Annotated in this window: 15 protein-coding genes; 4 read left to right on the forward strand and 11 right to left on the reverse strand. The window is 42.3% G+C overall.

What is annotated here, in order from left to right; translation table 11 throughout:
• The first annotated feature begins 63 nt into the window (after positions 1–63).
• On the forward strand, positions 64–345 hold the full coding sequence (locus BLR84_RS20100) for an ATP-dependent Clp protease adaptor ClpS (RefSeq protein WP_076379060.1): 282 nt from the start codon (positions 64–66) through the stop codon (positions 343–345).
• A 108-nt stretch (positions 346–453) separates the two neighbouring features.
• Complete coding sequence (locus BLR84_RS20105; protein WP_090471673.1) at positions 454–1,014, forward strand: histidine phosphatase family protein; 561 nt, start codon at positions 454–456, stop codon at positions 1,012–1,014.
• Positions 1,015–1,159: 145 nt separating this feature from the next.
• Here the strand turns inward: BLR84_RS20105 and BLR84_RS20110 are convergent, their stop codons facing one another.
• Both BLR84_RS20110 and ettA read right to left on the reverse strand, forming a co-directional pair.
• Positions 1,160–2,227: a branched-chain amino acid aminotransferase gene (locus BLR84_RS20110; RefSeq protein WP_090471675.1), complete on the reverse strand. Its 1,068-nt coding sequence runs from the start codon at positions 2,225–2,227 to the stop codon at positions 1,160–1,162.
• Between the two features lie 309 nt (positions 2,228–2,536).
• A complete protein-coding gene (ettA, locus tag BLR84_RS20115) occupies positions 2,537–4,219 on the reverse strand; it encodes an energy-dependent translational throttle protein EttA (protein WP_090471677.1) in 1,683 nt (560 codons plus the stop codon).
• Between the two features lie 535 nt (positions 4,220–4,754).
• Between ettA and BLR84_RS20125 the strand changes: the two genes are divergently transcribed.
• Positions 4,755–7,289, forward strand: coding sequence for an ATP-dependent Clp protease ATP-binding subunit (locus BLR84_RS20125; RefSeq protein WP_090471680.1), 2,535 nt, complete (start codon positions 4,755–4,757; stop codon positions 7,287–7,289).
• Positions 7,290–7,348: 59 nt separating this feature from the next.
• Here the strand turns inward: BLR84_RS20125 and BLR84_RS20130 are convergent, their stop codons facing one another.
• Positions 7,349–8,476, reverse strand: a complete 1,128-nt coding sequence (locus BLR84_RS20130; protein WP_090471682.1) for a carboxypeptidase-like regulatory domain-containing protein — start codon at positions 8,474–8,476, stop codon at positions 7,349–7,351.
• Positions 8,477–8,623: 147 nt separating this feature from the next.
• Between BLR84_RS20130 and BLR84_RS20135 the strand changes: the two genes are divergently transcribed.
• Complete coding sequence (locus tag BLR84_RS20135; protein WP_090471684.1) at positions 8,624–9,067, forward strand: hypothetical protein; 444 nt, start codon at positions 8,624–8,626, stop codon at positions 9,065–9,067.
• A gap of 65 nt (positions 9,068–9,132) precedes the next feature.
• On the opposite strand, the gene BLR84_RS20140 is transcribed toward BLR84_RS20135, so the two are convergent.
• The 8 genes from BLR84_RS20140 to BLR84_RS20175 form a co-directional block, all read right to left on the reverse strand.
• The gene (locus tag BLR84_RS20140) at positions 9,133–9,945 is read right to left on the reverse strand and encodes an enoyl-ACP reductase FabI (RefSeq protein WP_090471686.1); all 813 of its coding nucleotides are present in this window, start codon (positions 9,943–9,945) and stop codon (positions 9,133–9,135) included.
• Between the two features lie 168 nt (positions 9,946–10,113).
• On the reverse strand, positions 10,114–11,811 hold the full coding sequence (gene recN / locus BLR84_RS20145; protein ID WP_090471687.1) for a DNA repair protein RecN: 1,698 nt from the start codon (positions 11,809–11,811) through the stop codon (positions 10,114–10,116).
• A gap of 69 nt (positions 11,812–11,880) precedes the next feature.
• Positions 11,881–13,872 (reverse strand): M56 family metallopeptidase, encoded by a 1,992-nt coding sequence (locus BLR84_RS20150; RefSeq protein ID WP_090471689.1) that lies wholly within the window; start codon positions 13,870–13,872, stop codon positions 11,881–11,883.
• A 6-nt stretch (positions 13,873–13,878) separates the two neighbouring features.
• Positions 13,879–14,256: a BlaI/MecI/CopY family transcriptional regulator gene (locus BLR84_RS20155; protein WP_090471691.1), complete on the reverse strand. Its 378-nt coding sequence runs from the start codon at positions 14,254–14,256 to the stop codon at positions 13,879–13,881.
• Between the two features lie 459 nt (positions 14,257–14,715).
• Positions 14,716–15,627 (reverse strand): type IX secretion system protein PorD, encoded by a 912-nt coding sequence (locus BLR84_RS20160; RefSeq protein WP_090471693.1) that lies wholly within the window; start codon positions 15,625–15,627, stop codon positions 14,716–14,718.
• Positions 15,624–16,826: a bifunctional phosphopantothenoylcysteine decarboxylase/phosphopantothenate--cysteine ligase CoaBC gene (gene coaBC, locus BLR84_RS20165; RefSeq protein ID WP_090471695.1), complete on the reverse strand. Its 1,203-nt coding sequence runs from the start codon at positions 16,824–16,826 to the stop codon at positions 15,624–15,626. Before coaBC ends, BLR84_RS20160 begins: the two co-directional genes overlap by 4 nt.
• Before the next feature lie 123 nt (positions 16,827–16,949).
• On the reverse strand, positions 16,950–17,282 hold the full coding sequence (locus tag BLR84_RS20170; RefSeq protein ID WP_090471697.1) for a DNA-directed RNA polymerase subunit omega: 333 nt from the start codon (positions 17,280–17,282) through the stop codon (positions 16,950–16,952).
• Positions 17,283–17,293: 11 nt separating this feature from the next.
• Complete coding sequence (locus tag BLR84_RS20175) at positions 17,294–18,226, reverse strand: outer membrane protein assembly factor BamD (protein WP_090471699.1); 933 nt, start codon at positions 18,224–18,226, stop codon at positions 17,294–17,296.
• Between the last annotated feature and the right edge of the window lie 785 nt (positions 18,227–19,011).

The raw sequence follows: 19,011 nt of genomic DNA on the forward strand, positions 1-19,011 counted from the left end.
TAAGCCCATAAAACACAATTTTAACACTTTTATTATTGTTTTTAAGTAAATTTGTAGTTACGTATGCCAACCGAAACACAGGAAGAAACACTTACACTCGAAGAGATACTGGCAGGACTTAAAGAAGTTCACCGCCTGATATTATGGAACGATGATTTTAACACCTTTGATCACGTGATCCATTGTATGATGAAATATCTCGATTACTCCGAAGCTCAAGCCGAAAAGATAGCCTGGAAAGTACATAATGAAGGCAAATGCGCCGTATTGGAAGGTTCATTTACCGAAATGGAGATCTACCGGAAAATATTACAGCAGGAAGGGCTCACCGTTAGTGTGGAGTAAGCCCCCTAACCCACTGAAGGGGAACTTTTGATTTCGGATGTTCGATTTGAGAATTATTATTTTGTTCATTCTTTAATTCTGAAAATCCTGATTCAGACAATTATACTTATGATAAAGAGAATAGCCATTTTACCTGCCTTAATTCTGTTACTGGTCTGTTTTGCAAATTGCAGATCCAGCGCGCAAAGCAAAAATTTGAAGCTGGTTTTTATCCGTCACGCCGAGAAACCTGCTGATGGCGATAACCTGTCTTGTACAGGTTTGAACCGGGCGCTAAAATTGCCGGGAGTTTTAAAAGCCAAATTCGGTATACCTGATCGTGTGTATGTACCTGCCCTGCACCTGGGTAAATCAACGCCAAGGGCGCGCATGTTTCAAACCATTTCGCCTTTTGCCATTAAGTATAACTTAACCATCAACAGTACTTTTGAAGAAGAGGACACTAAAGATATAGCTGAGGATCTGGCTGGTAGAAAAGGTACTATATTGGTAGTATGGGAGCACAACGAGATCAAATCTATACTAAAATCACTCGGCCTCAAAGTTAAAGACCTGGAATGGTCCGATAATGATTACGATACCATTTGGGTGGTAACTTTTAAAAATGATAAACCTGTTTTAACGGTTGATAAAGAAGGCATAAAACCGGCTGCTGCTTGTAGTTTTTAGAATAAAACAGGGCTGTCATCCTGAGCTTGTCGAAGGATCGCGCGTAAAGGCCTGCCCACCATGCTTCGACGGGGCTCAGCATGACAGTTGCATAAAAAAAGGTGCACCATTTGGTGCACCTCTTTTGTTTTATGGGTTAGTCTAATTAGCCTACCAGGTAATTCCAGCCGTAAGTATCAGGCGCATTACCATATTTAATGGCGTCGAGCGTTTTTAATACTTTTTGAGAGAATTCGCGTGTTTTGGGATCGCTCAGGAAATATTCTTCTCCGTCAACACTTATCGAACCTACAGAAGCTATAGTAGCCGCAGTACCTGCGCCAAAGGCATCGGTCAATTTGCCATTTTTAGCGCCTTCAATAATTTCGGCTACAGAAACTTTGCGTGTTTCAACCGGGATGCCCCATTCTTTAGCCAAAGCAATAACAGTATCACGGGTTACGCCGTCCAATATGGTATCTTTTGCTTCGGCAGTGATCAGCACACCATCCAGCAGGAACATGGCGTTTGCCGCGCCCATTTCTTCAACGTATTTATGCTCTTTGGCATCGGTCCAGATCAGTTGATCAAAACCTTCTTCGGTTGCTTTACGTGCCGGTAGCATAGATGAACCATAGTTACCTGCCGCTTTGGCAAAGCCCATACCACCTTCGGCAGCGCGGGTGTAGTGTGTTTCGATCTTAACGCGTAGTGTTTTTGAAAAATATGGTCCAACAGGGCCTGCAATTACCATATATTTATAGGTAGCAGACGGTGTTACGCCCAGGTACGGGTCGGTAGCGAACATAAAGGGGCGGATGTATAAAGCATGGTTAGCTTTGGCAGGCACCCATTCGCGGTCGATATCAACCACAGCGGCCATACTTTGTAAAAATATTTCTTCGGGCAGTGTCGGCATGCACAAACGCTCGGCCGATTTGTTTAGGCGAATAGCGTTTTTGTCCGGACGGAAAATGGTTACTTTTCCATCCGCATGTTTGTAGGCTTTTAACCCTTCAAAAAATGCTTGTCCGTAATGCAGTGCAGAAATAGCCGGACTAAGCCCAATTTCGCCGTAGGGAATGACCTGCAGGTTCTTCCATTCACCATCAGCATAATCGGCCACAAACATGTGGTCAGAAAATGTTTTTCCGAATGGTAAGTTGTCAAAATCCGTTTCAGCTAAACGGGAATGTGCGGTTTTGGTGATCTTGATGTCCAGCGTCTCAGTCATGGCCTTATGTGTTTATAATTTAGAAAATGGCAAGTTAGGAATTTTTTTGTTGTGTTGAGATAAGGAATTGATAGTTAGGCCAATTTTTGGGGATTGTTGCATATTATGACAGGAAATTAACGGAGGGGTAAGGTGGGAGAGGCTTATGTTTAATCATTACGATAAAATAAGCAAATAAAATATGTCATTGCGAGCGAAGCGTGGCAATCGCATGCTATACAGTGGTGATTTGCATAGTTCGCGATTGCCACGCTTCGCTCGCAATGATATATTATGTGGATTTCTCTTTAAGAAAATTTAGAGGGGTGCTTACACCGTCAACTTCTTATACTTGATCCTCTTCGGCGCTATATCACCCAGGCGTTTCTTGCGATTTTCCTCATAATCGCTGTAATTTCCTTCAAAAAAGTATACCTGCGAGTTACCTTCAAAAGCCAGGATGTGCGTGCAGATGCGATCCAGGAACCAGCGGTCGTGACTGATCACTACGGCGCAGCCGCCAAAGTTTTCCAGGGCTTCTTCCAGTGCGCGCAATGTGTTTACGTCGATATCATTGGTGGGCTCATCCAGCAGCAAAACGTTCGATCCTTTTTTCAAAGTGATAGAAAGGTGTACCCGGTTCCGCTCACCGCCCGATAGCACACCTACTTTTTTCTGCTGATCAGCACCGTTAAAGTTAAATTTAGATACATAGGCCCTGGAGTTCAGTGGTTTGTTGCCTACCATGATGGTTTCCAATCCGCCGGTTACGTTTTCCCAAACAGATTTGTTAGGGTCAAGGTCGTCATGCAGCTGGTCAACATAACCTAAAGCAACGGTCTCGCCTACGCGGAAAGTACCTGCATCCGGCTGATCCTGCCCGGTGATCAAACGGAACAGGGTGGTTTTACCCGCGCCGTTTGGCCCGATAATACCCACGATACCCGCAGGAGGTAAAGAAAAACTCAGGTTATCAAACAATAATTTATCGCCGTATGATTTGCTTACGCCGTTGGCCTCGATCACCACATTACCCAAACGCGGGCCCGGCGGAATAAACAGCTCCAGTTTTTCTTCGCGCTCTTTAGTTTCTTCTGAGGCCAGTTTTTCATAATTGCCTAAACGGGCCTTTGATTTGGCGTGACGACCTTTCGGACCCATGCGCACCCATTCCAGTTCGCGTTCCAGGGTTTTTTGGCGTTTGCTTTCGGTTTTATCTTCCTGTGCCAGGCGTTTGGCCTTTTGGTCGAGCCATGAAGAATAATTGCCTTTCCATGGGATACCCTCGCCACGGTCGAGCTCCAGGATCCAGCCGGCTACATTATCCAGGAAGTAACGGTCGTGCGTTACGGCAATCACCGTACCTTTATATTGTTGTAAATGTTGCTCCAGCCAGTCTATCGACTCGGCATCCAGGTGATTGGTAGGCTCATCCAGTAGTAAAACATCCGGTTCTTTCAGCAAAAGACGACACAATGCCACCCGGCGGCGTTCACCACCTGACAGTACCGAAATTTTGGTGTCAGGCTCGGGGCAGCGCAGGGCATCCATAGCACGCTCCAACTTGGTGTCCAGTTCCCAGGCATTCACCGCATCTATCTGATCCTGCAGTTCGCCCTGGCGGGCCATCAGCTTATCCATTTTGTCGGCATCGCTGTAATATTCTTCCAGGCCAAATTTCTCGTTGATATCTTCGTATTCCTTTAATAAGGCGGTAGTTTCGGCAACGCCTTCTTCCACCACTTCGCGCACGGTTTTTTCGGGATCGAGTTCAGGTTCCTGGCTCAGGTAGCCAACGGTATATCCCGGCGAAAAAACCACTTCGCCTATATTGGTTTTATCAATTCCTGCTATAATTTTTAATAAGGACGATTTACCCGAGCCGTTTAAACCGATAACACCGATTTTGGCGCCATAGAAAAACGAGAGGTAAATGTTTTTTAAAACTGTTTTTTGCGGAGGGTAGACCTTACTAACCCCAGCCATTGAAAATATGATCTTTTCGTCTGCCATATAATTGATTAAAAAAGAAATTCAAATATGGTTAAAATTGGCGGATTACCCGAAAAAAGCCGATCCATATTATATTTTTGAGTTAAGTACTCAGCATCAGGTTATTTACACATACTTGTTAATTAATAATTGCGTTAAACATAAACATTATAGCAACTATTGGGGTTGTTTTTACGTATATTATATAAGCAGTGTGGAAATTGTTGCTAATGCCTAAATGTCATGCTTGATGACGAAATTACCAGTTATACCCGGCTTACTGATAAAAATTGTTAATATGTTTAAACTATTTTGAATTTTTTGTATCAAATAGGTGTGTTTCATTTGTATATTGTAAAAAAATTCACCCATTCGTTGAATTTTTTGATAAAAGTTGCATAATAAAGCTAAACTTTAATAGCTTGCGTATCATATCAATGTCTGTTTCTGCAAACCATTAAATGTTGGCAATATTGTTGATAAATGTTAAGTCAAGCGTCGTGGTTTGTAAAAACAAAATTAATAGATTAGGACGTTCATAAATAGAAAGGTATATATGGAAGCTAAATTTTCGCCGAGGGTTAAAGATGTTATTCAATATAGCAGGGAAGAGGCATTACGCCTGGGGCACGACTATATCGGGACTGAACATCTTTTACTGGGGCTTATCCGGGACGGGGACGGTGTTGCAATTAAATTGCTGAAAGGTTTGAACGTTGACACAGCCAAACTGCGCCGCGCCGTTGAAGATGCCGTAAAAGGAACTATTGGAACAAATGTACATATTGGCAGTATCCCATTAACTAAACAAGCCGAGAAAGTACTAAAGATAACTTATCTTGAAGCCAAGATATTTAAAAGCGATGTAATTGGAACCGAGCACCTGCTGCTGTCCATACTGCGCGATGAAGATAATATTGCTTCACAGATACTGATGCAGTTTAATGTAAACTACGAAGTATTTAAAGGAGAAGTTGAATCACACAAAAATGATGTAACTGACGAAATGCCCGGATCACCAACCGGCGGCGACGACGACTTTAAAGAAGAAGAAGCTTTTAGCCAGCCTAAAAAGGTATCGGACATTAAATCAAAAACACCGGTGTTGGACAACTTTGGCCGCGATTTAACCCGTGCCGCCGAAGATGGAAAGCTTGACCCTATTGTTGGTCGCGAAAAAGAGATTGAAAGGGTATCGCAGATCTTATCACGCCGTAAAAAGAACAACCCTATATTAATAGGTGAACCAGGTGTTGGTAAATCGGCCATTGCCGAAGGTTTGGCATTACGTATAGTTCAGCGTAAAGTATCACGTGTATTGTTTAACAAACGTGTGGTTACACTGGATTTGGCTTCATTAGTTGCCGGTACAAAATACCGCGGTCAGTTTGAAGAGCGCATGAAAGCGGTAATGAACGAATTGGAAAAATCACCTGATGTTATTTTATTTATTGATGAGATACATACTATAGTAGGTGCAGGCGGTGCCTCAGGTTCGCTTGATGCCTCCAACATGTTTAAACCTGCTTTGGCCAGGGGCGAAATTCAATGCATCGGCGCTACCACTTTAGATGAGTACCGTCAGTACATCGAAAAAGATGGCGCATTGGATCGTCGTTTCCAGAAAGTAATGGTTGAACCAGCTACTCCTGTTGAAACTATCGAGATCCTGAACCGTATCAAAGAAAAATACGAAGAGCACCACGGTGTAACTTATACTCCGGAAGCTATTAATGCCTGCGTTAACTTAACTACCCGTTATATTACTGACAGGTTTTTACCAGACAAAGCTATTGATGCTTTGGACGAGTCGGGCTCACGCGTTCACTTAACCAATATTCACGTGCCTCAAAACATACTGGATATTGAGCAAAAGATTGAGCAGATCAAGATCGAGAAAAACAAGGTTGTTCGCAGCCAGAAATACGAAGAAGCTGCTCAACTGCGCGATACTGAAAAGAATCTGCTGGTTGAACTGGATCAGGCTAAAGCATTATGGGAAGCCGAAACAAAATCAAAACGTTACACTGTAACCGAAGATAATGTTGCTGAAGTAGTTTCTATGATGACCGGTATCCCTGTACAAAGGGTAGGCCAGGCTGATAGTCAGAAACTGTTGCACATGGCTGATACCGTTGGCAGCAAGATCATCGGTCAGGAAGATGCCATCAAAAAATTAACCCGTGCTATACAACGTACACGTGCAGGCTTAAAGGATCCTAAAAAACCTATCGGTTCATTTATATTCTTAGGCCCAACAGGTGTGGGTAAAACAGAGCTTGCTAAAGAGCTTGCCCGTTTTATGTTTGATACCGAAGACGCGCTGATACAAATTGATATGAGCGAGTATATGGAGAAATTCGCGGTATCTCGTTTAGTAGGAGCGCCTCCGGGCTACGTGGGTTATGAAGAAGGCGGACAGCTGACTGAAAAAGTACGTCGTAAACCTTATGCAGTGGTATTGCTGGATGAGATCGAAAAAGCTCACCCTGATGTGTTCAACATCCTGTTACAGGTATTGGACGAAGGACAGCTGACCGATTCACTGGGCCGCAAGGTTGACTTCAGGAACACCATCATCATCATGACCTCGAATATCGGTGCCCGCCAGTTGAAAGACTTTGGCCAGGGTGTAGGTTTCAGCACTAATGCTAAAAACTTACAGGCCGATACGCACTCACGTGGTGTGATTGAAAATGCTTTGAAACGTGCTTTTGCACCAGAGTTTTTGAACCGTATTGATGATGTGATCGTGTTTAATTCATTAGGTAAAGACGAGATCTTCAAGATCATCGATATCGAATTGGGATTCTTGTTTAGCCGCGTTAACGGTTTAGGTTTCAAAATTGAACTCACCGAAGCTGCTAAAGAGTTTATTGCCGATAAAGGTTATGATTCGCAATTTGGTGCGCGTCCGTTAAAACGTGCTATCCAGAAATACCTGGAAGATCCAATTGCCGAAGAAATACTGAAAGGTGAACTGAGCGAAGGCGATATCATGGCAGTTGACTATGACAAAGAAGCCGGCGAGATCAAGATCACTGATAAAAAAGGCGAAAACAAAAAGCCAGAACAGGAAGAGCAGAAATAATTGACTCTTCTTTTAGATAATCAAAACCCGGCCACAAGCCGGGTTTTTTGTTTTATAATTTATTTTGCTGGTACAATTGGTTCATAATCGACCGGTAACATTTCTGCAAAACGGTATGATGTCCAGTCGCCTTCAAATATGATACTGCGCGGGTTGTGCACAATGCCATTGTTGTCGAAAAAAGCGTAAGCCTCGTGCTCATCAAGCGTAGCTATAGATGTGGCAAAATTCGATTTATCCATATCCAGGGAGCGGTAAATATCGGGGTTGCTGCTCGCTCTTTTGTTATACATGATATACAAACAATCATTAAAACCAAGCGCGAATAAACCAGGCTGGTCGGTACGTTTAGCGAAGGCGTTTACATCAAGCGGCTGCCTGATCAACGTTTGAATATATTTGTTCTTGTCATCAAACGGGCCTCCTTTATATTCGGGGTTGGGTTTGCGGATGAGTCTCAAGACCTCAAAACCCTCTTGCAGCAATTGGTTGGTAATAATGCTGCGTAAAAAATGCATCGGCGAACCCAGGTATGCAGTCTGTCTTTTCTTTTTCCATTTCCGGATTTTTGCGCTGCTACCGGGAAGATCTTCAAACACCGATATACCGTCATAGTACAAAAAGCCCTTATTGTTATTATAGGTGAATTGGTTGAGCTTATACTTTATTTTATAACCCAGGGCTTTATTCTCTATCTCCAAAAAATCATAAGAGGAGGCCTGAAGGATACGTGTTTTAGCATCGTATTCAAAGTCAAGCAGATCGGGATTGAGTATTTTGCATTGGGCCGCGTTGGCCGATGTACCCAGGAACTGACGTTTAAACATGTCATAATATTTTCCCCAATCGAGGTTTGGTTTAACTTTTACCTCGTTAAGTTCAATGGTTTTGGGGAGCAAGCCAATTTCGGGGAGCACCAGGTTATTATTGACGAGCGTAACGGTTCGGCTAAAGGTTTCATAACCTACAACGGATACAATGAGATCATACTGACCAGGCCGAACATTGGTAAGCGTAAAAGATCCGTCGCCTGCGCTTTTATTACCAACGCTGGCATTATTTAAAAAAACGCTGGCATCGGCTATGGGTTTTTTGTCGTTAAGGTTTACCACTTTGCCTGTAATTTTTAACTGAGGAAAGCAGAACAATGGACTTAAGAGGAATAAGAGCAGCAGCGATTTAAGCATATTTAAAATTAAACTAAAAAATTAGTTTAGTGGTACCTGCAGATTTATATAGTTAATGATATTATAAAAATAAAATAGCATAAAAAACGTTAAACCTTTTCATGACATTTGCGTCTTATTAAATATTAGTAACCAATACATTCATTTATGAAAAAAATCTTGACTCTCGTTTGCTGTACTATCTTACTGGCAGCAACATCTTGTACTAAAAAATACGTTACACCATCTAACCGTACCGTGTTTTTTACCGTTAAAGGCGGTACAAACGCAAGCAATACCGGCGATTGGGTACTAAATACCGATCCTACAAGCGGCACAAAATCTTATTTAGTTAATTTAGGTAAAAATGGTGAATTGCCTGAATTGGATAGCTTTACCCAAGCAAATGACGGTGTTATAGTATCTATATCTGGGGACAATGGTGGTACTTATGAACTTTTGCCTCAAACCTACAGCGGTGTCGCTTACAGTGTTACTCATTCTAAGAGTCTGGTTCAGCTTTTTGCACAAACGCCAGACGGAACAGCGGCTTTATTACCTACCAGAGATTTGCTTGTAAAAGTTGTTTTGGTTGATTCTCAGCCTCAATAATTAAAAAGACATTAAACAAAAAGCCCCTTGCATATACAAGGGGCTTTTTGTTTAATATGAAATTTTTACTTCTCCATCTGTTCGATAACCGCCTGGGTTACGCCGGTGAAGGAGAAGCCGCCATCATGGAAAAGGTTTTGCATAGTAACCATACGGGTAAGATCGCTGAACAGGGTTACGCAATAGTCAGCACACTGATCCGCGCTGGCATTACCCAACGGACTCATCTTTTCGGCATAGTTAATAAAGCCGTCGAAACCCTTTACGCCCGATCCGGCTGTAGTACGGGTAGGTGATTGAGATACCGTATTAATGCGTACCTGTTTTTTCACGCCGTACTGATAACCAAAGTTGCGGGCGATGCTTTCCAGGTAAGCCTTATTATCGGCCATATCATTATAATCTGGAAATACGCGCTGGGCTGCAATATAGGTTAGGGCTACCACAGAACCCCACTCGTTAATAACATCCATTTTCATGGCTGCCTGTAATACGCGGTGTAAACTCAACGCCGATATATCCAGGCCCTTATGGGTAAAATCGTAATTGTTTTCGGTGTAATGAATGCTTTTGCGCACGTTAACACTCATGCCAATGGAATGTAAAATAAAATCAACACCTCCGTTAAAATGTTCCTGCGTTTTAGTGAGCAGGTTATTAATATCGTCGTTATTGGTAACATCGGCAGCAATAACCGGTGCATTGCATTCTTCGGCCAGTTTATTGAGCTCGCCCATACGCAGGGCAATAGGGGCGTTGGAAAGTACGATTTCGGCACCTTCCTGTACAGCGCGCTGAGCCACTTTCCAGGCTATGGATTGATCATTCAAGGCACCAAAAATGATCCCCTTTTTACCTTTTAATAAATTATAAGCCATGTTTTTTGTTTTTATAATTGATTTATTAATTAGTTTGCGGTCTACTATATACTAAAGGATAGTCGTGCTGAACTTGTTTCAGCATCCCATATATTAAGCATAAATATGCAGTTGACTTTGTGCTGTGAGAGGCCAAAATAAATTCGGCATGACTGCGATTGCAACTATCTACTGCAAACTCCCAAGTAATTCCCTTGCATTTTGCAAAGCGCTTTCACCTGGTTTATCACCGCTGAGCATTTTGGCAATTTCCAGTACACGCTCCTGTTTGTCCAGTTGTTTGATGCGCGTATAGGTTATAGCAGCCGAATCATCTTTATAAACAAAATAATGATTCTGGCCTTTGCTGGCTATTTGCGGTAAGTGGGTTATCGTGATCACCTGCAGGTTATCGGCCAGGTGCTCCATGATCTGCCCAACTTTATTGGCTACTTCCCCGGATACGCCTGTATCAATCTCGTCAAAAATAATGGTAGGTAAAGCAGTGTACTGTGCAATAAGCGATTTAATGCTCAGCATCAACCTGGAAAGCTCACCACCCGACGCCACTTTGCTCATCTCGGCCAGTGCATGTCCTTTGTTGGCAGAGAATAGGAATTTGATATGATCGGCTCCGGTCTTATCTAATGTTGGTGAGTTTGCAGATTCGCTAACTCCACCTTTAGAGGGCAGGGGGGCATGCTCAATCTTCAATGCCGAATTGCTCATACCCATTTCGGCCAGCGTTGCCAGTACCTGTTTTTCAATAGCCGGGATAGCTTTTAGGCGATTAGCGGTTAATTGCCCTGCCAGTTTCTCCAGTTCGGTTCTGTCGGCAGTCAATTGTTTTTGCAGTTGCTCTACGGCCTCATCACTAAATAGTACTTTCTGGATCTTGTCAGACAGATCATCCTGAATAGCCAACAATTCGACATTGGTATTTACCCGGTGCTTTTTCTGCAGATTATAGATCAGGCTGAGGCGGGTGTTGATCTCCTCAACCCGGGCTTCGTTGGTTTGTGTACGTTGCTCAATGATCTCAATTTCGGCAGCGATATCTTTTAGTTCGATAATGGTGCTGCTTAATCTCTGATGAAGCTCTTCTATCTGTGTATCAAATTTCTCCAGGTTGCCCAGTTGCTGGCCTGCTTCTTTAAGTTGCACCAATGCCGATGCCTCGCCTTCCTGCATCAGGTAGTAGGCACCAAACAGGTTACGTTTTATTTCTTCGGCATTGTTTAAAGCGTACAATTCTTTTTCCAGTAGTTCCTGCTCATCGGGATGCAAGGCGGCTTTTTCCAGTTCATCAAACTGAAATTGGAAATAATCCAGGTCAGTTTTTGCCTTTTCACTATCGGCTATAAGGTCGTTAAGGTGCGTAACAGATTTTCGGTAAGCCTTGAATTTGCTTTGATAGTCATTCAGCAGTTCATCATGCTTGGCAACGGAATCAACTACCAGCAATTGAAATTCCGGATCATTTATTTCGAGTGTGGCGTGTTGGGAATGAATATCGATCAGTTTTTCGCCCAGTTGTTTTAACGCGGTCAGATTAACCGGCGTGTCATTCACAAAAGCTCTCGACTTGCCATCGGCAGATATTTCACGGCGCAGAACGGTTTCGGTCTCGTAATCCAGGTCGTTATCTTCAAAAAACGATTTCAAATGAAAGCCGTCAATTTTAAACAGGCCTTCAATAACGCATTTTTTTTGCTGATTAAAAAAGTAACGACTCTCGGCCCGTTGCCCTAAAATGAGCGACAAAGCACCCAGGATGATAGATTTACCTGCCCCGGTTTCGCCGGTAAGGATGTTTAGCCCCTTGCCAAAACTTATCTCCAGGTTATCAATTAAAGCGTAGTTGTTAATGGTTAGCTTTTGAAGCATAAAAAAAGTGTCCTTATTTTATTAAGGACACTAAATTACGAAATTCGATGTATTGGGCTAATATTAAAACTATCTATTAGTGGTATCCGCCTTAGCGTCAGAATCGTATTTATAATCGTACTTGTAATCATATTTATAGTTGTACGCTTGTTTACGATACTCAGCCATCTTTTTCTTAAAAGCAGGGCTTTGGGTATATTCGTGTAATCTTTTAGAAGCCTGTTCAAGCAATTCCTTTTCTCTTTTCAACTCCGGATTATTTTGGTACGAGCGCATTTGTTCGCCCAGCTTTCTCATTTCGGCTTGTTGCTCCTTCATCTGCGGGTTGCTATAAGCCTTTCTCATGCTATCACTCATTGACCTTAGCTCAGCTTGTTTTTTACGAAACTCAGGCGAATCATATTTGGCGTGCATTTGCTCGCCCATTTTTTTCATTTCGTCGGTTTGTTGCTTTACCTCTGCTGGTATTTTGCTTTGCAGCTCATCCTGGTATTTGCGGTAATTTTCGTCCTTGTTGTTTTCAACATAGTCGTTATCAGGTATGCCATACTTTTTCTTAAGCTGATCGTTCATTTTTTTAAACTCAGGGCTTTTAAAATATCTGCCCATTTTATCACCAATCTGATGCATTTTTTCGCCAAGCTCTTTGGTTTCACTACCATCGCCTACTTCTTTTTGATATTCAGCGGCTATTTTTTGCTGACGTTCCTGTAGCTCTTTCATTTCTGGGCGATCATAATAATCGGCCATAGCTTTACCTTTTTCTGCAAGCAATTCAGATTGCCTTTTAAATTCGGGACTGTTATAATACTTGCCCATAGCTTCGGCGTGTTTGGTTACCTCGGCGGTTAAGCGGTTCAGTTCGGCATCGTTAAGGCCATAGGTTTCGGCCAGGTGTTTTTCGTGATTAGCTTGTCTTTCCCTGTCTTTCTTATAAGTCAGCACCTTTTTTGATTTAACAGTTGATTTACTACGGGTAGTGTCGGTAAGGGGCTCTGCAATAATTTTAGGAAGCGCCAGCGCCACTTTTTTAATAGAGAGTTTACCGTTGTTGATGCTTGGGTTTAACCATGCTATGCTGCTTATACTGGCGGCCATTATGGCAACGGCCACAAGCAGGTGGCGGATATTGCCTATAGGTTTTGTTGTTTTCATGATACGTTCAATTCTGGTTAATAAATGATACTTTTTGCTGGTAGCAGCCATAGCCAGGCGCAGGTCCATATGCCTGGTTTGTTCCAGCTTTAAAAGGGCCTGGGCATATATTAATGGTTGGGCGGTGGTTTGTACTACCAGATCGTCGCAGCGGTTTTCGCGCTCCTGGTTTATTATTTTGTTAATTAATTGGGCAAAGGGATTAAAGAAAAGTAATACGGTTATGAGTTGTTGTATCATATTCAGCAGGTAATCATTCCGGTTGATATGTGATAATTCGTGCAATAAAATAGCCTCGATCTCGGTTGCTGATAAATAGGTAGTGAGCGTGATAGGCAAAAGAATAATAGGTTTAAAAAAGCCGATCATACAAGGCACATCAACCATGCGGCTGAAATTAGCGCTTACGTATTTACGGATGCGCAGCTTTTCACAAAGACTGTCTACATAGATCTGCACCTCATCCGCAGGGATCATGGTATTTTTAATGAGACTCAATTTTTGCAGGTTAAGACCCATCCTGAGCAGGTTGAATACCAGGCCGGCAAAGTATAATGCCGAAACATAAGGCAGGTATCCTTCAATAACATAATTTAAGCGGGCCGCCGGGATGGCATGGGTGGCCGCGTTTAAAGGAAAATCAAAGTGTGGTAATAAGCCCGATGGACTAATCGCCGCCAGATCAATCCATACATGCTGCTGTACCTGTACAATAAAGGTATAGATAAACCAGACGCAAATGGTAAAAATACCCGCCATGCCCAGGTTATGTTTTTTTACCGACGACATGGATGGCGCGCAGGTAAATAATAGGTGCAATACAAACCATACCAATAATCCCTGCCATAAGGAGTGGATGATGGTGATACCTAAAACCTGGCTTACGTTATAGAACAGATTTTCCATGATTGTTTATTTTTTATCCTGATCAAATTTGTTAAGGAAACTTTTAATAGCGTCAATTTCGTCGGCCGATGCTCGGTGCTGCCCCAGGGCCTGTATCACCAGATCGGATGTTGAACCTTTAAATACAGTAGACAATATTTTATCCAAAGCGTTGCTTTGAGCCTGCTCCTGGGAAAATAGCGCTTTATACAAATGTGTTTTTGAGGTAGTGTCGCGCTCAACCAAACCTTTGTCGTGCATGATCTGCATTAGCTTTAGCGTAGTGGTATAGCCGGCATCCTTGGTTTTGGCCAGTTGCTCATGTACATCGCGTACAGTACATTGGCCTTTATTCCAGATCACCTGCAATATTTCCAGCTCACTTTCTGTTGGTTTTATATCCATGTTATTTTTAATACGAATTTCTTCGTACAAATATCTACGATGGATTTCGTATTTGCAAGAGTTTTGTGAAAATAATTTTTCAGGAAGGTGAAAACGCTGTTATTTCCTGGGAAAAGGGGGGAATGACAAAATAAGTTCGTCAAAATATAGCTTTGATAATCGACCCACCTGATCTGCGCTTTCTAATGCGCGCGTCATTGCGAGGTACGAAGCAATCTCTACACAAATAGGCCGGCTATATTTACTCGCCCTGTATAGTCGGGGATTGCCACGCTGCGCATGGAGAATATAATGGCTTTATGACTTTGAGTTATGGTTTACACTGTAAACCGTTTTTTTATAACAAAATTTAATTAATATATTGATTATCAATTAATTAAATAAGTGTAAACCATAAAAAGTGTAAACCATGTAAACACACTTTTACAAAGCAGGCAGCCTGTTTAGGAGTAAGTTAGCTTAGCGCGTAGTAGGGCCGCTACCCTGCAAAGTTTGGTATTTGTTACCATTGGCTGGATCGGCTTGTACCAGTATATTCATGGCCTGCACACGATCCTGCGGATCGGCTTTGCTGAATAGGGATACTAGTTCATCGCTTTTGGCGGTATAAAATATGAGCGGGAGCATGGCGCCTACGCGCAACCTGTCTACCTGTTGCAATGATGGTAAAAAAGAGGCGATCGCTTTAAGGGCTTTGGATGTATTATCAGACATCATATCCAGGCCATTCCGATGATAATCGTACAAAAAGCTGCGTAGTGGAGCATAGGCTTTATTGTTGAGGTTTTCGCAGAGCCAATACCGGCTAATGTTTCCGTCGAAAGCTTTCCAGCCGCGGTATGATCCGGTTTGGGCGTTATTTATAACCGTTTGCGCGGCCGCAAAATAGGGAGATCCGCCATAAGATGAAAAGGTATCATAATCGAGCCCAATGATAACATAGGCATAAAATGCCATGATAGAGCTCAGGTTACTTTGAAAGCTCTGATCGGTATAATCAATGGTTTGGCCTTCGTTATAGATAAAATCAACATCCTTATCGGTCAGGTTGATGATAGTAGAGCTATAGGTTGAACCATAAACAGGTCTTGACGATTGTACCTGGAGCTCACCGCTGAAATTGCTGCTGCCATCCCAGTTGGTAATGTTCAGTACAAAATTGCAATCAATTCTTTCCTGGGGCAGTATGGGGTCGGCGCTCCATTTGCGGCCATTCAAAAAATCCTTCATGGCTGTCTCCAGCGTTTGAAAAATACGCTTGTTGCTCCCCTGTATTTTAGGCGAAAGCACCTGTACCCGCGCATTAAGATCCTGGGCGGCAACCCTGAAACCAACAAGGGTCAAAATGATATAAAAGAATATTTTTTTCATCTGTTGATGAGTTGGGCAACTTTTAGGCAAATGTCATGTGCCACAGCTTCTTTACTTTTAAGTTCAAATACTATTTTTTGAAGGTCGCGGTCAATAATGGTTACCTTGTTGGTATCCTTTTTAAAACCGGCCCCGGCATCGTTAAGCGAATTTAGCACAATAAAATCAAGATTTTTTCTTTGCAGCTTGCTTATTGCATTTTGTTCTTCGTCGTTGGTCTCCAGCGCAAAGCCAACCAGTATCTGTTCTGATGTTTTCTGTTCGCCCAGGTATTTTAGAATATCTGTAGTTTTTTTGAGTTCGATGTTAAAGCCGCCATCCTGCTTCTTGATCTTTTGTTCGGCTACGTGAACAGGGGTGTAGTCGGCCACGGCAGCGCTCATAATACAGGCTTTTGCCGTTTTAAAGTTGCTCTCGCAGGCGGCAAGCATCTCGGCTGCCGAGGTCACGTTGATCCGTTTGATGTTTTGTTGATGGCTTACTTCGGTCGATGGGCCGCTGATGAGGATAACATTGGCACCCATAGCAGCCAGTTCATCGGCAATGGCAAATCCCATTTTGCCCGACGAATGATTACCGACGAAACGTACAGGGTCAATAGCTTCGTAAGTAGGACCGGCGGTCACCACGATGTTATGATTAGCTAAAAGGAGTTTTTTTTTTAGGGTGGATGATAAAAAAGTAATGATCTCATCAGGTTCGGCCATCCGGCCCTCGCCGTACAATCCACTGGCCAGCTCGCCTGATCCGGGAGTTATTAATATATTACCAAAGGATTGCAGCCTGGTAACATTTTGCCTGGTAGCGGGATGCAACCACATATCCAGATCCATAGCAGGTGCAAAATATACCGGGCATTTAGCCGATAGGTAAACGGCTAATAACAAGTTGTCGCAAATACCATTGGCCATTTTAGCCAGGGTATTAGCGCTCGCTGGGGCTATGATGAGCATATCGGCCCATAAACCCAACTCTACATGGTTGTTCCACTCGCCGGTGTCAGGTTTAAAATAGTTAACATGGGCAGGGTTTTTGGAAAGGGTAGAGAGGGTAAGCGGAGTAATAAAATGGATAGCATCGGGTGTCATCACCACTTTTACATGCGCGCCGGCCTTAACTAATAATCTGACCAGTAAGGCCGATTTATAAGCGGCAATACTACCGCAAACACCTAAAACTATATTTTTACCTTCAAGCATTGAGCCCCCTAACCCCCTAAAGGGGGAATGATTTTAAAATTTAAAAATAAACAAAAAAACTCCCGAAGTGGGAGTTTTCTTTAAACATTGCATTCCTTGCACCCCATTCAGGGGGCCGGGGGCTTACGCTTCTTTGGTAGGGTTACGGTAGTAAACCTTGTCGTCCAAAAATTCCTGAACTGCTACCAATGAAGGTTTTGGCAGTTTCTCGTAATATTTAGAGATCTCGATCTGTTCGCGGTTTTCAAAAACCTCTTCCAGGTTGTCATTTGATGATGCAAACTCAGAAAGTTTTTGGTGTAACTCCTCTTTAATATTATTTGATATCTGGTTCGCTCTTTTTGACATAATTACAAGCGACTCATATATGTTATTCGTGTTTACATCCAGCTCGCGTAAATCGCGGGTTACAGTGCTACTGGCTATTGCTGGTTTGTTTGGGTTTATTGCTGTCATATTGAATTTTTTTAATATGGAATTTTTTGTTGCTGGTTCTTTTCTGATGGCGGCTGTGTTTTCAAGGTATCTTTTCCCTTTTCCGCTAATTTTTTGGCTACCCTGTCATTGCTCAAAGCTTCGGCCAATATATGTTTTGCATTCTGGATACCGCGCTCGCTGTCTTTAGCCAATGTCTTCACATCACGACCGTAGGTACTGTTCGGGTATTTTTCATTAAACTGATTGGCATAAACCTCAGCCAGAGTATAACGCTCTTCTTGTTTGTACTCTAAACTATGATTAGCATATAAATATTGCGCCCGAACGGTAAGGTACTCCATTTCTTCGGCATATTTGGTATCCGGGTAATCACGCAGTGCATTATTAAAGGCGATCACGGCCGATTGATAGTCGCTGATGGTTAAATACAACTTAGCGTTGGCATAAGCTTTTGTTTCCAACTTATCGCGCAGGTTTTGTATCAGCTTACTTGCTTCAGTAACACGGTCGCTTTTAGGATACAGGTTTATAAACAACTGTAAAGCCTCGATAGCTTTCATGGTATTATCCTGGTCAAGCGAGTATATCGGCGAATCCAGGTAATAGCAGTAGGCTGAAAAGAAACGGCATTCTTCGGCCCTTGTGCTTGATGGATACGTATCTGCAAAGGTTTTGAAGTGATACCTGGCAGATGTATAATCCTTCAGTTTGTAGTTGGTGAAGGCATAGTAGTAAAACAGATCTTCCGCTTCGGCACGTCCGCGATAGCGTTCAACCAACACCTCAAATAACCCCAAAGCCTTGTTATAATCTTTTTGATTATAGTACTTAATGGCCTCCTGGTATTTTTTGGCGTAATCGTTACTTGCTTTTAACTTTTCGTATTTGCTTTTACAACCGCCCAATGTAATAATTAACAGAGCTAAAACACTGGTTAATAACGTAAGTTGCTTTTTAAACATTTTGCAAAGATAGGTGAATAATATAAATCAGTCAATTATTTATTTATCAGCGAATATATAACGTGTTTCCTGCTCCTTATGTATATAACAAACTATTTAACATCTTTTAACGATTGGGCCTATCCGGGCTGGCTGGGCAGGTCCATTCAAATTCTTCCCGGAGCTGTTAAATGGGGTACTATATATAGTATATATAAGCAAGCTAACAATGCTCCGTTTTCCTGGTACGGCTGGCCACTTCTTATATTACTATATATATAGTATATGCAAGTAAGCTAATGAGATTCTTTTACCCTGTCGCGAACTGGTTATCCAGATACTGTATATATAGTATATAAGTAATGAAGCAGGACTTAGTTACACATTAGTAAAATACCAGGTAAATGGCGGCTTTATTAACAATGATGAGCAGTAATAGCTGATTTTATAGGCAAATGCCCGGTTTGAACATTGGATGAGTAAATTTTCTGGCTGATTATTAACGCCTTATACACACGTGTTAAGTATTTGTTAAAAACAGTTTGCAAAATCGGATTCTGTGCATACCTTTGCAGCCCGCAAACGAGGAAGCGGGGTTGTTCTTAGAAAGGTTAGTGAAGGGGTTTTGAAGGCAGATAAGTGAGATTGAAAGAGAAAAAATAAAGACCAAAAAAACTTCAAATAAATTTTCGGAAATTCAAAAAGGTTTATACCTTTGCAGCCCGCTGAGGAGGAAGAGAAAAGGGAGAAAGCGGGGTTCAAAACTTAGAATAAAAAAAAGAAAAAAAAGTTTTGGAAAATAGAAA

It is taken from the genome of Mucilaginibacter sp. OK268, assembly GCF_900103125.1.
Classification (GTDB): domain Bacteria; phylum Bacteroidota; class Bacteroidia; order Sphingobacteriales; family Sphingobacteriaceae; genus Mucilaginibacter.

Excerpts from the sequence above, each read along its gene's own strand:
- BLR84_RS20100 (WP_076379060.1), top strand. The coding sequence starts at position 64 with ATGCCAACCGAAACACAGGAAGAAACACTTACACTCGAAGAGATACTG.
- BLR84_RS20105 (WP_090471673.1), top strand. The coding sequence starts at position 454 with ATGATAAAGAGAATAGCCATTTTACCTGCCTTAATTCTGTTACTGGTC.
- BLR84_RS20110 (WP_090471675.1), bottom strand. The coding sequence starts at position 2,227 with ATGACTGAGACGCTGGACATCAAGATCACCAAAACCGCACATTCCCGT.
- ettA (WP_090471677.1), bottom strand. The coding sequence starts at position 4,219 with ATGGCAGACGAAAAGATCATATTTTCAATGGCTGGGGTTAGTAAGGTC.
- BLR84_RS20125 (WP_090471680.1), top strand. The coding sequence starts at position 4,755 with ATGGAAGCTAAATTTTCGCCGAGGGTTAAAGATGTTATTCAATATAGC.
- BLR84_RS20130 (WP_090471682.1), bottom strand. The coding sequence starts at position 8,476 with ATGCTTAAATCGCTGCTGCTCTTATTCCTCTTAAGTCCATTGTTCTGC.
- BLR84_RS20135 (WP_090471684.1), top strand. The coding sequence starts at position 8,624 with ATGAAAAAAATCTTGACTCTCGTTTGCTGTACTATCTTACTGGCAGCA.
- BLR84_RS20140 (WP_090471686.1), bottom strand. The coding sequence starts at position 9,945 with ATGGCTTATAATTTATTAAAAGGTAAAAAGGGGATCATTTTTGGTGCC.
- recN (WP_090471687.1), bottom strand. The coding sequence starts at position 11,811 with ATGCTTCAAAAGCTAACCATTAACAACTACGCTTTAATTGATAACCTG.
- BLR84_RS20150 (WP_090471689.1), bottom strand. The coding sequence starts at position 13,872 with ATGGAAAATCTGTTCTATAACGTAAGCCAGGTTTTAGGTATCACCATC.
- BLR84_RS20155 (WP_090471691.1), bottom strand. The coding sequence starts at position 14,256 with ATGGATATAAAACCAACAGAAAGTGAGCTGGAAATATTGCAGGTGATC.
- BLR84_RS20160 (WP_090471693.1), bottom strand. The coding sequence starts at position 15,627 with ATGAAAAAAATATTCTTTTATATCATTTTGACCCTTGTTGGTTTCAGG.
- coaBC (WP_090471695.1), bottom strand. The coding sequence starts at position 16,826 with ATGCTTGAAGGTAAAAATATAGTTTTAGGTGTTTGCGGTAGTATTGCC.
- BLR84_RS20170 (WP_090471697.1), bottom strand. The coding sequence starts at position 17,282 with ATGACAGCAATAAACCCAAACAAACCAGCAATAGCCAGTAGCACTGTA.
- BLR84_RS20175 (WP_090471699.1), bottom strand. The coding sequence starts at position 18,226 with ATGTTTAAAAAGCAACTTACGTTATTAACCAGTGTTTTAGCTCTGTTA.